This is a genomic window from Microcystis sp. M061S2 (genome assembly GCF_020245605.1).
Taxonomy (GTDB): Bacteria; Cyanobacteriota; Cyanobacteriia; order Cyanobacteriales; family Microcystaceae; genus Microcystis.
This window is the reverse complement of record NZ_JADBUP010000118.1, coordinates 1-14715: the sequence shown is the minus strand read 5'-3', so window position 1 is coordinate 14715 and position 14715 is coordinate 1. Positions and strand designations below refer to the sequence as shown.

The window sequence follows — 14715 nt, the reverse complement described above, 5'->3', positions numbered from 1 at the left end:
GCGGGGAGAAAAAAGCTGTCTCCTGTCTCCTGAATCCTGTCTCCTGACGACCGGCTCCCAACCCTAACAAAGGCCTATTTTAAATACCTCTTGTGCCACTCGCTCACAACTGCCTACTGTTCCTAAACCGGCCTTAGTTTCTGCGTATTCATCTAACATTTTTTGCCGACGTTGCTGATTTAATAATAAATCTAGACATTCCTGCATAATTCTCTCCGGGTTAGCTTCCTCTTGCAATAATTCGGGAACAATTTCTCGCATTAAAACTAAATTTACCGGTGAGACAAATGGTACAGAAAACTTCATAATATTGCGGGCAATCCAAGCAGTAACTGCACTTAAACGGTAAACCACCACCTGCGGCACATTTAACAAAGCAATTTCGAGATTAACTGTACCAGACTTAGCCACAGCCAGATCGGCTGCGGCAATCGCTTCTAAAGTCTGATCTCGTTCCATAATCACCGCATTTAATCCATATTCCTTCACTAATTCTCGCATTTTTGGTTCGTATAAAGCTAAGGGAACGGGAATTAAAAACTTAATATCGGGTATTTTTTCCTGTAATTTTTTAGCAGCAGCGCACACCGTCGGCACGAGATATTTAAACTCCTGTTGACGGGAAGCAGGTAATAAAGCGATTACCGTTTCTTCGGGTTTTATTGCCCATTTTTGCCGCATTTCTTGCCGATTGGGAGCATTGGCCATACGATCAACTAAAGGATGTCCCACCCAAGTTACCGGTAAACCTTTTGTTTCAAAAAAACGAGCTTCAGCGGGAAAAATTGCCAATAATTTATCGGTGACGGCGATTAATTTTTCCGTATTAAATAACTTTTCTGCTGTGGCCCTGAGTTTAGCTGAGGGGATATTTTCTTCCGACCAAATCCACACCTGTGGGGCAATATAATAAATAATTGGGACATCGGGAATAATTTTTTTAGCCGACTGACCGATCGCCACATTTGCCCCCACATAATCAATTAAAATAATCAGATCGGGGGGATGATCTCTAAAAAACTCTTTTGCTCGTTTTTGTAGTTGTAAGGTTGGCAAAATAAAGGGGATAGATTCAATTAATCCCATGGCAGCCAGTCGAGTGGTTTTACCCAGCATTTTTGCTCCAGCTAACTCCATGCGATCGCCACCTAGTGCAAAAATTTCTAACTCAATTGCCTGGGTTTTAGCTAGTTTAAAAAGGGATTCAATCAGCATGGCTGCCTGTAAATCACCCGATACCTCACCCGTACTAATAAATATACGCATTTGGATAATTATTTGATAATAAAAGAATTCAGGAGTCAGGAGTCAGGAGTCGGGAGATAGGAGTCAGGATTCAGAAGACAGACTTCGGGGTGAGCTTTTGTCGAACGCTTTTTCTTCCCGCTCCCCAATTCATAATTCATCATTCATCATTCATAATTCCCACTCCCCACTCCCTGTTCCTCAATCAAGAAATTATTTCCCCGGAATTAAACCGCGGCGTTTTTCTCCCGTGGTAGAGGATTGTAAAAATTGACAGAGATGTTGAACATGGGGGTTATCGGTTAAGAGAGAAACTTGTTCTAAAGCCTCCTGAAGATTTATATTAGAACGATAGATAATCCGAAAAGCTTTTTTCAGTAAAGCTAGATCTTCATCGGTAAAACCTGCTCTTTGTAAACCGACTAAATTAAGAGTTCGCACGCGACAGGGATTGCCTTCCACTAAAGTAAAAGGGGGAACATCGCGATCAATACGACTCATTCCTCCTAACATGGCCATTTTGCCAATATGAACAAATTGATGTACTCCTAAAACCCCCCCGATAACTGCTTTTGATTCGATCTGGACATGACCAGCCAAGGCGACACTATTAGCGATAATAATGTTATCTTGCAAAATACAATTATGGGCAACGTGAACATAGGCCATTAATAAATTATTATTGCCAATTTGGGTAACTTCTCCCGTATCCGTGGCACGATTAATCGTGACAAACTCGCGAATTTGGTTATGATCACCAATTTCTACGCTACTTTCGCCCCCTTTATACTTTAAATCCTGTGGTTCATTACCAATAACAGCCCCAGAAAAAATATGATTACCCTTGCCAATTTTAGTCGGACCCTCAATGACCACATGGGCATCAATAATTGTATCAGCTTCAATTTCCACATTGGCCCCGATCACAGCATAGGGACCAACTTTAACCTTGGGATCAAGTTTTGCCGACGGATGGATAACCGCAGTGGGGTGGATTAACGTATTCAAAGGGAAGTCTCCCGCGCTCAACTTCGTCACTGTATGAATCATGGTATAGCTTATCCTATATTGGACAGATTGTGATCAAGATTGATAGCGGTTGCTTAGGGAGGGGACGACTTTAATGGGGAACCAGAACCCGATAAACTATTAACCAGATTCTCTTGGTTCCTTCGTCCCTCCCATCCTGATAAAAAATATATGAGCAATAATAGACCTAAAATTATAGTCTTAGATGACGACCCGACAGGTTCCCAAACAGTCCATAGTTGTCTGTTATTGATGCGGTGGGATGAAGATACTCTCCGCTTGGGATTGGCAGATAATGCGCCAATTTTCTTTGTTTTGACCAATACTCGCGCTTTAACCCCCGAAAAAGCCGAGTCTGTCACCAGAGAAGTCTGTCATAACCTGAAAACTGCCTTAACTAAAGAGGGAATCGAGGATTTTTTGGTGGTTAGTCGTTCCGATTCTACCCTGCGCGGGCATTATCCGATCGAAACTGATGTTATTGCCGAAGAATTGGGCGGTTTTGATGCTCATTTCCTGATTCCAGCCTTTTTTGAGGGGGGCAGAATCACCCGCGATAGTATTCACTATTTAATCATCGATGGCGTTCCCACTCCCGTCCACGAGACGGAATTCGCTCGCGATTCGGTTTTTGCCTACCATTACAGTTATCTGCCGGATTATGTGGAGGAGAAAACGAAAGGTAAAATTAAAGCAGATGATGTGGAAAGATTTTTACTGGCAGATATCCGTCAAGGTAGTTTAGAACGACTGCAAAAGCTCAAAAATAATCAATGTGGGGTGGTAGATGGGGAAACTCAAGCGGATCTCGATCGCTTTGCTGAAGATATTTTAACCGCCGCAGGGGAGGGAAAAAAATTTTTATTCCGTAGTGCCGCCAGTATTTTAACTTCTTTGGCTAATTTAGGAACTCAACCGATCGCACCCGAATCTATGGGTAAGTATAAGCCCACGGGGGAAGCCGGGGCAATTATCGTCGGTTCCCACGTCAAAAAAACTAGCCAACAATTAGATGAACTGCTTCAACAACCCAACACCGTCGGAGTCGAAATCGATGTGACGGCATTGCGCGATCGTCCTGAGCAACGAGATCAACTCCTAGCACAAGCTCTGGAAAAAGTCAAGCTTATTCACAAAAATAAACAAACCCCCGTGATCTATACCAGTCGGCAAGAGTTAACCTTTGCCTCTGTGCAGAAACGTCTTGATTTTGGGGTTGCCGTCTCCACCCTGTTAATGGACATTGTTAAGGATTTACCCGGTGACATCAGTTTTTTAATCAGTAAAGGCGGAATTACCTCCAATGATGTCTTAAGTACGGGTTTAAGCCTGCAATCGGCCCGTTTACTCGGTCAGATTCTCCCCGGTGTCTCCATGGTCCGTACAGCAGCCGATCATCATCTCTTTCCTAATCTACCTGTGGTTCTTTTCCCGGGTAACGTTGGTGATGTCCAAGCTTTAGCCACAGTTTATCAACGTTTGTGTCAATAGGAGGCAATCAGTGGTCAGTTATCAGTTATCAGTTATCAGTTATCAGTGAGCAGTGAGCAGTGAGCAGATGTGAGTTTTCAGGTTCTTCGTTACTTGGTATGGTTCGATAGGGGGGCATAAATCGACTAAATCCTTATCTGGCAAGAGATTTAATTGATTAGTTCGCTCTAGATCAAAAACAATTGATAAAAATCGCCAAATGTCTTTCTATATAAGGGTTCCATCTCTTATAACCTCCATTCATTGCATAACACAAACCGAAGAGCCAAATCTCGAATGTAATTTTTCCGTCTTCAAGCTGAGGTGCTTGAGACGCATGACTTCTCGGACTTGTTCTAACAGTCGAGGGGATTGTGCTTCTTCTGTCATCAGCAAATGCGGTAAAATCCACTTGAAGGGAATACTAGACCACCCTCTGCGGTTATTATTCCCTAATTGAGGTGATTAAACCGCACGGTGCGGTATTAGGTATGATTAAGGGGGTGTTAGACCGATGGAGGTGGGATAGTAGGATAGATGAGGGTGCTAGACCGCAGAGAGCGGTATAATTAATAGTTAGCATTTTTAAAAGGAAAATTAGTAGAACAAAGCTCGGAGGGAAGGCGAGATGGCTGACAAAGGACAGAATCCCGAACTCGAAAAGATCGATGAGCGGATACTGGAGCTGATCGAGCGACGCATCGAGGAGAAGGTCATCCAGCGCGTCGAGGCAACCCTGATGTGGCGCTACGGCCTTGCCGGTGTGGCATTTGCCTTTGCCTTGGTCACCGCCGGCCTAGGCTGGAACCAGATCATCACCTCTATGGTAGACGCAAGAATCAAGGAGATCACCGGTCAGGCAGAGGAGAAGAGCGAGCGTATCAATGTAACGCTCGGTATCGCGGAGGAGTTAGCCAAACAGAATGCCGAGTTTATCGCTTCAGCCAAGAAGAAGCTCGCCGAGGTGGGCCCGACTATCGATACTATCAACACATTGGAGACTCGGCAGAAAGCTCTCGACGATCGAACCAAGGCTCTGATCGTGACGGTTGGCGAGAAACCTATCACAACGTTGCTCGATGAAAACATGACAAGGGTTGCCGCCCTCGGCAAGCAGGTCGATCGACTGAGCCAGATCGTCGAGAAGCTACCCGGCACTAGCACGCTGACGGCCAAGGACGGTTCGACGGTGACTAAGGTGCAGACCGATGTTGCGAATCTTGTGCGACGGACGGATGAACAAGTGCGCCAGAGCGCCGAGGCGCAGAAGATGCCCACGGTGTTCATTCAGTTCGCCGGTGCGCCCCGCGAGCAGGCGAAGGCCCTGCGTACCGCTCTCCAAGCCGCCAAATACAATGTGCCTCCCGAGGATCGCGATGGCGGTGCCGCGGGGCTACACGAGGTTCGTTTCTTCAACAATAACGATAATAAGGATGCGTCCGCGGCGGGCAAACTGGCGAAAGATACAACGAATGCCCTGAAACAGCTAGGCTATAAAAATCTGACGGTGCAGACGGCGGACTTTACGAATTTCTCCGGCGTGAAGCCACAGCCCGGTGTGCTGGAACTGTGGATCGAACTGCCCAAGCTACCTCCGAAGTCCTGATGGGGGGCAATGGGTTCGGCAAATCGGCAACTACCCCTTGAGCGGCGGGTGGGTGCTGGTCTAACATTGCGCTGAACCGGAACGGAGCATAGACTACCTGTTGAGTTGCAAAGGTTATCGCTGTCCGGTTAGTGCGATCGCCGCTCTTGTAGGGTGCGTTAACGAAGTGTAACGCACCTAATCTATGGTTATTCAATAATTGATGTAATGGTGGATTACGCTGCGCTAATCCACCCTACTGGACTGTTTCAACTAAAATAGGGCAATAGATTTCGGCTTAAAGTCTTAGATTATAGAATTTATAGCATTTTTCTAATACACCAAATTAGCTGAAACAATCCACTACGGGGGGTTAAAATTATTATTCTTCCCCTATTTTTTCGGTTATGCTACAGTGCTTGTGAAGCAGCATAGACTTTTACTTCCTTCTCTAAACGTTCTCTGAGCCTATCTTTTTCTACTTCAATATCATACCTTGTTTGAAGATTCATCCAGAACCTTTCAGACATACCAAAATAACGAGAAAGCCTTAAGGCAATATCGGCAGTAATTCCTCGCTTTTCCTCGATAATTTCCTTGATTTGCTCTATTGGTACATTAAGATCTTCTGCCAAACGTTCTTGGCTAATTTCCATCGGTTTGAGAAATTCTTCTAACAGAATCTCACCAGGATGAATGGGGGCTAATAATTTTTTCTCAGTCATGATTATTGAGTAACAATTAATGATAATCGACTATTTCTACATTGTAGGCGTTGCCATTTTTCCAAATAAAACAGATCCGCCACTGATCGTTAATTCGGATACTATGCTGATTTTTTCTATCTCCTGAGAGTTTTTCCAACCGATTAGATGGAGGAATGTATAAATCCTGTAAAGTTTCGGCCGCGTCTAAAACTTCTAGCTTTCTCCGAGCATTTCGTTGAATATCTTGAGGTAATTTTCGTAAAAATTTACGTTTGAATAACTGCTCTGTCTCCTTAGATGCAAAACTCTTAATCATCAATAATTAGGAAAATGCACTACTATCATATCATCTTAGTGCGATCATCGATCTTATGCTAACGTTAGATCGCAATCTTTTTGTGGAGGCGCAGTTGAAAGTGTATCTGTGGGTTACGATCGCTTTTTCAACCACCTTATCACTAGCTAATCTTCTTGGCTATCAAGGATTAAAGCGTCAAGAGAATTGGGAAAATCACCTCGCTCAACCATTTTTGTGAAGGCTTTATAACAATCATTTTTATCCCCTTGTTTGCGAGGACAGCCTAGCCATAAAACAAAAATTGCTTTATACTCCTTGGTTTGTATAGCCCGAAAGAATAAGCGATAACGGTCAGGTAGTCCCATCTTTTTGACTCTTCCGTAATGCTTGAGCGCCCCAGTCAGAGCAAAATGGGAAGCAAAAGGGTCGAGAGGGATTTTTTCTTTAATGGCGACCATAATCGCCCTGTAGAGTTTGACTGTAGAATGAGTACGGTATGCTTCTGTTGGCAAGGTGTTTTTTAGTTTACGAACCTCAACTTGTAAATCGCGGCGTTGTTGCCCAAAAAGTCTTTTAATAAAGTAGATTCGCCAACCGTTAACTATCAAGTTCTACTCCTGTCATCAACTCTTCATCGACCGCTGCCATCGCTTCCGTATAAGCTTCTAACTCAGCATCAGGATTTAATAGGGCTTGCTTGGTCAGAAAATCTAAGAATAAACTCAGCATCAGTTCATCTTCCTCCTGTTCTACAGATTGAGGCTGTAAGCGGACTAATAAGGTATCAGGGCTGATAACTTCAACAGCACCTTTAGCTTCTTTGAATTGGGGATTATCCTTAAAAAAACTGGCACTCAGACGGAAACCTGAAGCATTGCCTATTCTAGCCCAGGTTAGATTGTATTGTTTGTTACTCATGATTTTAGGCAAGGTTTACTACATATCATGTTATTACATAATTTAATAACATACAAGGTTGCCCAGCTTCTCAACCGCGTTTTAACTGAACTTACCCCATACATATATACTATAGGGGAGCGCGCCGAGAAAGCCATCGAGTAAAACTAGCGGATTTCGATTTAACAACGCGTAATGAAAAAAGTTCCGATTTTTGCCGTGGTGTACCGCAGCGTGAAACTTGCCGAAAACGTGTTCTGGAACATGGTAGAGAAACGTAGAAATTAAATCACCGAGTAGCAAGAGCGCTAGGGTGATCAGGATGGCTTTTAGTATAAGTAGTATCAAAATTTTCCCCTTAATTTTTCCGCTCGATCGTGTTTTGCAATTTACCATAAAAGAGAAAGTTAAATTTTTCTTTATGATTAAGTTAATTTTTAAAATCACGCCTTATGTGAGTTGCCCAAAGGGTTGAACAGGAGTCTGCTCAAAGGTGAGAACATCAATACCAAAACGCTGACGCAACAGTATCCGCAGGGTATGACTTGCCATTTTAGCGGCAACATGGACAGAAAGTCCCTCAACTTTCTTTCTGAGCAATCGCTCCAAGTTGCGTCCTGTATTCTGCACCTCATTGAAAACCCCCTCAATCCGTTCTCGAAAATGTTGAAGAAGTCGCTCAAAGACGGGAGAAGTTTGTTGATGTTGATTGACTCTCTTAGCTGTAGAGACTCGATTACCTGTGGTTCTTGATATCTCAGTCTGCCAATCAGTACCAATAAACCCCTTGTCGGCTAGGATATTGTTGCCTTGAATGAACTGCAATACGGATTCTGCTGCGGGAGCGTTCGTCAGTATGAGCAGGGACGAGGGAATAAACCAAAAGGTCAACATTTCACTATCTCTGAAACTAGGCTCAGGTCCAGGCAGCATGGAAGTCAAGCGATATCCCTGTTCTTGATACCAGTCATCCACCAGGACATAAATAATAGTCAAGAGGGTGGGAGCATCTATCCTATTCATGGGGGGCCTCATGCTTTGGAGTGATTACCTTTATCGTGACCTCTCCCTTTGATTTTACAAACCTCTCTATCTCACATCAGCCGCAATTCCTAATTCATAATTCCTAATTCCCACTGCTGCCGGCTGCTCAAGGTTCATAATTAAAGAAACATCTATACTGATAGCTGGTTAATTTTTATGAAAACTGTTGCCGATACGGACTTGCAAAGGCTAGAAGACTTAATTATCAACGGACAAAAAGCGATCGAGACTCGTTTCACGGCGATCGAGAATAGTATCGTCGAAATTAAGGCTGATATTGGCGAAATTAAAGCTGATATTAAGGAAATCAAGCAAGATGTTAAATCCCTAGAGATAGGACAGGCAAAATTAACCGAAAGAGTCGAAGGGATGGATAATCGCCTCAAAATAGTCGAGGGCAGTCAAAAAAATCAAATTTGGGCATTGATAACCATTTTAGGAGGTTCACTAATTACCGCTTCCGTCGGTTTGCTGATCGCTATTTTGCGCTTTGTCTTGTTTAAGTAAAAAATTATGGCTATGGATGAAACTAAAACCGAAATAAATCAAGAAATCGACTCAGAAACCGAAAAAATTGAGCCATCAGCCTCGGTAATAGAGAGATACGCCCAAATCCACTTAAAAAGCGAGGGTGAGAAATTGGTGCTAATTTTGCCCAAAACCAGCGCCGGGGAGACAAGTCAGGATTGGACAGATATCTTGACAGGATTAAAATATTATCTCCGTAATAGCGGCCAAAACTGCCCCGCTAGAACACCAGTACACCTAAGGTCCAACGATCGCCTGATGGATACGCGCCAACTACAAGCGATCGCCACAATTTTAGACAGTGCCGAATTACCCCTACATACCATCCAAACCCAAAGAAGACAAACCGCAGTGGCAGCGGCAACTATGGGTTACAACGTCGAACAAATGCGATCGAATCCGACGGTTTTCGGGGACGAGCAACCGCTGCCATCCCTCCTCGCCGAACCTTTGTACTTAAAAACCACCCTGCGATCGGGTGTAGAAATCCGTCACCCGGGTACAGTTATAGTCATGGGCGATGTCAACCCCGGCGGCTCGATCGTCGCTGATGGCGATATATTAGTTTGGGGGAGTTTACGCGGTGTGGCCCATGCTGGATTCCGCGGCGATCGAGCAGCGGTAATTATGGCCCTGCGAATCGACTTAACTCAACTGCGGATCGCGGAATTAGTGGCACGCACCCCGGCTTTGAATAGCGATCGCATGGAACCAGAAATTGCCTGTATCAGCGAAGGAGGAATCCGCATCATTGGGGCTTATAATTTTTCCAGAACCTACACCTTTAAAGATAAAGTGGGATGGGTAGAAAAAAAGTGATCAGTGACCAGTAAACAGTGATCAGTAAATAGTGATTCAGTGACCAGTAAAAATAGGGATTAACTGCGTTGAAATGAAAAACTCTATAAAACTGATAACTGATAGCTGATAACTGATAACCGGTAACTGATAACTGATAACTGATAACTGATATAAATTATGGCTCGTGTAATTGTGGTGACATCGGGAAAGGGAGGAGTTGGTAAAACGACAGTAACGGCGAACTTAGGTTCAGCTTTATCTCAATTAGGCTGTCGAGTCGCCCTTGTCGATGCTGATTTCGGACTGAGAAATCTCGATTTATTGTTAGGATTAGAACAGCGTATCGTTTATACTGCCATCGATGTGGTGGCGGGAGATTGTAGCCTTGATAAAGCTTTAGTTAAGGATAAAAGACAGGAAAATCTGGTCTTATTACCAGCGGCACAAAATCGCACCAAAGAGGCAATTACTGCCGAGCAAATGAAGGATTTAGTCGCCCAATTGTCAAAAAGTTATGACTATGTATTGATTGATTGCCCGGCAGGAATTGAAATGGGTTTTCGCAATGCGATCGCCGCTGCCCAGGAAGCGATCATCGTTACTACCCCAGAAATGTCGGCAGTGAGAGATGCCGATCGCGTGGTGGGATTACTAGAAAGCGAAGATATTAAGAGTATCCGTCTGATCGTCAACCGGCTGCGGCCAGAAATGATCCAACTTAACCAGATGATCAGCGTCGAGGACATTCTCGACCTCTTGGTAATTCCCCTGTTGGGGATTATTCCCGACGATCAAAGAATTATTATTTCCACTAATAAAGGGGAACCATTAGTATTAGAGGAGAAGACCTCTCTCCCCGCCATGGCCTTTAGAAACATTGCCCAGCGTTTACAGGGTCGCGATGTGCCGTTTCTAGATTTAATGGCCGGTCAAGAAGGTTTTCTTGCTCGTCTGCGTCGTCGCTTGTTTGGGCCTTAAACTCTCTCATCTCAACCCCTTAACCTACTATGAATGACCTGATCGATAAACTTCTAGCATGGCGCGGTTCGGGCAAAAGTGGCGACCAAGCTAAAAAACGCTTAAAACTTATTCTGGCCCATGATCGGGCCGATCTTAGTCCCGAAATTCTCAATATGATGCGTCAAGAAATCTTAGAAGTGGTCAGTCGTTATCTTGATATCGATACCGAGGAAACCGAGTTACTCTTAGAAAGTGATCAACGAACTACAGCCCTGATTGCTAATTTTCCGATTCGTCGGATCAAACGCCGTCCTTTAACCGAGAAATTGCCATGAAAACTCAACCGATCGAGCTTTGGCTTAGTCTAGCGGTTAGTCCCTTTCTTTTATCCTACTTGGGACTACGTTCTATTAATAATTGGTTGATAGAAGTCGGGAAAGACAGCGAGGAAATCTTTCGCGGCGATCGCTTGCCGCTGCTCAATATTCCCGATCAGTTACCGGTCAACAGTGACCAATAATCCAAGAAAAAAGTCCTTTTGCCCCCTGAAAAGAGGCAAAAATAGTGAAATTTTTGTTAAAAATCGGGAAAAATGTGATTCTTTGGGATATAATCTCATTTTTGACAAACCCTAAGAACTAATCCGGATCGATCAGTGATCAGTGATCAGTTATCAGTTATCAATGATCAGATTCGAGTTTTCAGTGAATAGTATTAAGGGGCAAGTTCTGAGCTTTCTTTTTACTGATTACTGATTACTGATTACTGATTACTGTTTACTGTTTACTGTTTACTGATTACTGATTACTGTTTACTGATTACTGAAATTATGAGCGTCCTTGTCCCCTCGACCGAAACCGAACAGGATATTTTCAGCACTTCCAACCTGTTTCTGCAGCAAAGACTGAAATTAATCGAAGATTTATGGAAAGAAGTCTTGGTCTCCGAATGTGGTCAAGAATTAGTCGATTTACTGGAATTACTGCGCCATCTCTGTTCTGAGGAAGGACAAGTGACCGATGATAGTCCAGAAGCAACGATCGCCAAAATGATCGAAGACTTGGAACTAGGGGAAGCGATCAAAGTTACCCGCGCTTTTGCCCTCTATTTCCAGTTAATAAATATAATCGAACAACACTACGAACAAAGGGATCAGCAACTACTGCGACGGACGGTGATCGGGGAAGAAAACGAAAGTCCCAAGACAGATCCACCGCAGAAAAGCCTTTTAGCCACCATTGTCGGGGCCGATTGGCTAGAAAAAACCCTGAACGAGTCCGATCACTCCAGCCCAAAATCGGGACTATTTCACTGGTTATTTCCCTATCTCAAACAGGTTAACGTCCCCCCCCAAGAAATTCAGCGTCTTCTCGATCAGTTAGATATTCGTCTGGTTTTCACGGCCCACCCCACGGAAATTGTCCGTCACACCATTCGCATTAAACAGCGCCGCATCTCGGGCATTCTCGAAAAACTCGACCAAGCAGAAGAAATCTTTCGCAGTATGGGGTTAACTAACTCCAGAGAAGCACAAACAGTCACCAAACAGTTAAAAGAAGAAATACGTTTCTGGTGGCGAACAGATGAACTACATCAATTTAAACCTACCGTCGTCGATGAAGTGGATTATGCTCTGCACTACTTCGATGAAGTTCTCTTCGATTCCCTACCCCAGTTAACCCTACGTCTGCAGCAAAGCCTAGAATCCTCCTTTCCCCGTTTACGAGCGCCGAAAAATAACTTCTGTCGCTTTGGTTCTTGGGTCGGGGGAGATCGGGATGGCAATCCCTCCGTTACCCCCGAAGTCACCTGGAAAACCTGCTGTTATCAGCGCAATCTCGTTATTAAAAAATATCTCGATGCTATTCGCGACCTGACCAGTATTTTAAGCGCCTCCCTGCACTGGTGTCACGTCTTGCCGGAGTTGCTGGACTCCCTGGACAGAGATAAACAGCAAATGCCCGAAATCTATAGCCAGTTAGCAATCCGCTACCGTCAGGAACCCTATCGCCTCAAATTGGCCTTTATTCAAAAACGTCTGGAAAATACGCGTGATCGCAATAATCGCCTTAATGACCCAGAAGAACGACAATTATTAACTAAACTCAACGAAACCAACATCTATCGCTCCGGTTCCGAGTTTTTAGCCGAATTAAAGCTATTACAGCGCAGTCTCCTTCAAACCGGTCTTTCCTGTCAAGAACTGGATCAACTGATCGCCCAAGTAGAGATTTTTGGCTTTGTCCTAACTCAGTTAGATTTTCGGCAAGAATCTACCCGTCACGCCGAATGTATCGAAGAAATCGCCGCATATCTGGGAGTTTTACCGAAACCCTACGGCAAATTAACCGAATCAGAAAAAATCGCCTGGTTAGTGGAGGAATTAAAAACCCGTCGGCCCTTAATTCCCCGGGAAATGCCCTTCTCGGAAAGAACCTGCGAAACCATTGAAACCCTGCGAGTTTTAAGAAGTCTGCAAGGGGAATTCGGTTTGGAAATCTGCCAAACCTACATTATCAGCATGACCAACGAGGCCAGCGATGTGCTAGAAGTGCTGTTATTAGCCCAAGAAGCCGGTTTATACGACCCCGCCACTAGCCGCAGTTCCCTCCGCATCGTTCCCCTCTTTGAAACCGTCGATGACCTCAAACACGCCCCCGGCATCATGCAGACTTTGTTTGAATTGCCCCTCTACCGGGCAGCCCTAGCTGGCGGTTACGACCATTTAGCGGCTTTAAACGGGGAGGACGTGACCCCGGAACCGGCGATCCTCGAACCGGGTAATTTACAGGAGATTATGGTCGGTTACTCCGATAGTAATAAGGATTCTGGCTTTTTAAGCAGTAATTGGGAAATTCATAAGGCCCAGAAGGCTTTACAAAAAACCGCTAAACAATACGGCGTGGATCTACGTCTTTTTCATGGCCGGGGCGGTTCCGTCGGTCGTGGTGGTGGCCCAGCCTACGCCGCTATCCTCGCCCAACCCCGGGGAACTATTAACGGTCGCATTAAAATCACCGAACAGGGCGAGGTTTTAGCCTCGAAATACTCTTTACCAGAATTGGCCTTGTATAACCTCGAAACGGCCGTAACGGCAGTCATACAGGCAAGTTTACTGGGCAGTGGTTTTGATGATCTCGAACCTTGGAATCGCATCATGGAGGAGTTGGCCACCTGTTCACGGCAAACCTATCGCAGTTTGATTTATGAAGAACCGGACTTTTTAGACTTCTTTCTGTCCGTAACTCCCATTCCTGAAATTAGTCTTTTACAGATTAGTTCCCGACCGGCCCGCCGGAAAAGTGGTCAACAGGATTTAAGTACCCTGCGGGCAATTCCCTGGGTGTTTAGTTGGACGCAAACCCGTTTTCTTTTACCGGCTTGGTATGGTTTAGGGACAGCTTTACAGATGTTTCTCGATGATTCTCCTAGCAGAAATTTGGAATTGTTACGCCATTTTTATCACAAGTGGCCTTTCTTCCAGATGGTGATTTCTAAGGCAGAAATGACTCTATCGAAGGTGGATATACAGATGGCCTATCACTACGTCAGTGAACTTTCTAAACAGGAAGATCGAGAACGTTTTGAACGTCTGTTTGAAAGGATCAAAGAGGAATATAATCGCACTAGCGAGATTGTTCTCCAGATCACTGGTGAGAAACATTTATTGGATAATGATCCGAATTTACAGCGCTCGGTGCAGTTACGCAATGGTTCGATCGTTCCCCTCGGTTTCCTACAGGTGTCTCTCCTCAAGCGTTTACGTCAATACAATAGTCAAGCTCAATCTGGTGTGATTCATTTCCGCTATTCTAAAGAGGAGTTATTAAGGGGTGCTTTAATGACGATTAATGGTATTGCCGCAGGGATGAGAAATACCGGTTGATTACAGATAATTAATGGTAGTTTTCGGGTGGTTATCTTGAAGGTAATCCACCCTATTTTTTGGAGTTGTCAACTTTTTGTATAACTTCTACTAAGTTGTTATTTTAAAAGGGAAAATTACTAAAATTGGGCATTATACTAACGTCAGTTCGGGATAAGGGAGGAAAGAAAAGGCGGGGGCTAGTAAGCTGAAAAATATATAAACTCAGCACCCCCAACCCATCTATGTCTAGTCTAGAAGCTCTTTTCTGTCATGTCGACGACTT

16 protein-coding genes are annotated in these 14715 nt (G+C 44.4%); 8 read left to right on the top strand and 8 right to left on the bottom strand.

The window, feature by feature from the left end; translation table 11 throughout:
• Positions 1–63 precede the first annotated feature (63 nt).
• Both lpxB and lpxA read right to left on the bottom strand, forming a co-directional pair.
• The gene (gene lpxB, locus IM475_RS18745) at positions 64–1266 is read right to left on the bottom strand and encodes a lipid-A-disaccharide synthase (protein WP_287728727.1); all 1203 of its coding nucleotides are present in this window, start codon (positions 1264–1266) and stop codon (positions 64–66) included.
• A 192-nt stretch (positions 1267–1458) separates the two neighbouring features.
• Complete coding sequence (lpxA, locus tag IM475_RS18740) at positions 1459–2295, bottom strand: acyl-ACP--UDP-N-acetylglucosamine O-acyltransferase (RefSeq protein ID WP_002764806.1); 837 nt, start codon at positions 2293–2295, stop codon at positions 1459–1461.
• A gap of 150 nt (positions 2296–2445) precedes the next feature.
• On the opposite strand from lpxA, the gene IM475_RS18735 reads away from it, so the two are divergent.
• On the top strand, positions 2446–3765 hold the full coding sequence (locus tag IM475_RS18735) for a four-carbon acid sugar kinase family protein (protein ID WP_287728726.1): 1320 nt from the start codon (positions 2446–2448) through the stop codon (positions 3763–3765).
• A gap of 240 nt (positions 3766–4005) precedes the next feature.
• Here IM475_RS18735 and IM475_RS18730 read toward each other — a convergent pair whose 3' ends face one another.
• On the bottom strand, positions 4006–4134 hold the full coding sequence (locus IM475_RS18730) for a hypothetical protein (RefSeq protein ID WP_004161683.1): 129 nt from the start codon (positions 4132–4134) through the stop codon (positions 4006–4008).
• Between the two features lie 238 nt (positions 4135–4372).
• Between IM475_RS18730 and IM475_RS18725 the strand changes: the two genes are divergently transcribed.
• Positions 4373–5350, top strand: a complete 978-nt coding sequence (locus IM475_RS18725; RefSeq protein WP_287728725.1) for a hypothetical protein — start codon at positions 4373–4375, stop codon at positions 5348–5350.
• A gap of 389 nt (positions 5351–5739) precedes the next feature.
• On the opposite strand, the gene IM475_RS18720 is transcribed toward IM475_RS18725, so the two are convergent.
• From IM475_RS18720 to IM475_RS18700, 5 genes are all read right to left on the bottom strand, one after another.
• Positions 5740–6054, bottom strand: a complete 315-nt coding sequence (locus IM475_RS18720; RefSeq protein ID WP_002733868.1) for a HigA family addiction module antitoxin — start codon at positions 6052–6054, stop codon at positions 5740–5742.
• A gap of 16 nt (positions 6055–6070) precedes the next feature.
• A complete protein-coding gene (locus tag IM475_RS18715) occupies positions 6071–6352 on the bottom strand; it encodes a type II toxin-antitoxin system RelE/ParE family toxin (RefSeq protein WP_287728724.1) in 282 nt (93 codons plus the stop codon).
• Between the two features lie 146 nt (positions 6353–6498).
• Positions 6499–6942, bottom strand: coding sequence for a type II toxin-antitoxin system YhaV family toxin (locus IM475_RS18710; RefSeq protein WP_287728723.1), 444 nt, complete (start codon positions 6940–6942; stop codon positions 6499–6501).
• A complete protein-coding gene (locus IM475_RS18705; protein ID WP_002777378.1) occupies positions 6932–7252 on the bottom strand; it encodes a hypothetical protein in 321 nt (106 codons plus the stop codon). Before IM475_RS18705 ends, IM475_RS18710 begins: the two co-directional genes overlap by 11 nt.
• 429 nt (positions 7253–7681) lie before the next feature.
• Positions 7682–8254 (bottom strand): transposase, encoded by a 573-nt coding sequence (locus IM475_RS18700; protein ID WP_287728722.1) that lies wholly within the window; start codon positions 8252–8254, stop codon positions 7682–7684.
• Positions 8255–8431: 177 nt separating this feature from the next.
• Between IM475_RS18700 and IM475_RS18695 the strand changes: the two genes are divergently transcribed.
• The 6 genes from IM475_RS18695 to ppc all read left to right on the top strand — a co-directional run bounded on the left by IM475_RS18695 (position 8432) and on the right by ppc (position 14450).
• A complete protein-coding gene (locus IM475_RS18695) occupies positions 8432–8782 on the top strand; it encodes a hypothetical protein (protein ID WP_103112913.1) in 351 nt (116 codons plus the stop codon).
• 12 nt (positions 8783–8794) lie between these two features.
• Positions 8795–9622 carry a septum site-determining protein MinC gene (gene minC, locus IM475_RS18690; protein ID WP_287728733.1) on the top strand — a complete coding sequence of 276 codons (828 nt, stop codon included), beginning with the start codon at positions 8795–8797 and terminating at the stop codon, positions 9620–9622.
• A 159-nt stretch (positions 9623–9781) separates the two neighbouring features.
• Positions 9782–10582: a septum site-determining protein MinD gene (gene minD / locus IM475_RS18685; protein ID WP_287660431.1), complete on the top strand. Its 801-nt coding sequence runs from the start codon at positions 9782–9784 to the stop codon at positions 10580–10582.
• Between the two features lie 29 nt (positions 10583–10611).
• Positions 10612–10899 carry a cell division topological specificity factor MinE gene (minE, locus tag IM475_RS18680; protein WP_002764792.1) on the top strand — a complete coding sequence of 96 codons (288 nt, stop codon included), beginning with the start codon at positions 10612–10614 and terminating at the stop codon, positions 10897–10899.
• Positions 10896–11084 (top strand): hypothetical protein, encoded by a 189-nt coding sequence (locus tag IM475_RS18675; RefSeq protein WP_002761679.1) that lies wholly within the window; start codon positions 10896–10898, stop codon positions 11082–11084. Before minE ends, IM475_RS18675 begins: the two co-directional genes overlap by 4 nt.
• A gap of 309 nt (positions 11085–11393) precedes the next feature.
• A complete protein-coding gene (gene ppc / locus IM475_RS18670; RefSeq protein ID WP_287728721.1) occupies positions 11394–14450 on the top strand; it encodes a phosphoenolpyruvate carboxylase in 3057 nt (1018 codons plus the stop codon).
• The last annotated feature ends 265 nt before the right edge of the window (positions 14451–14715 follow it).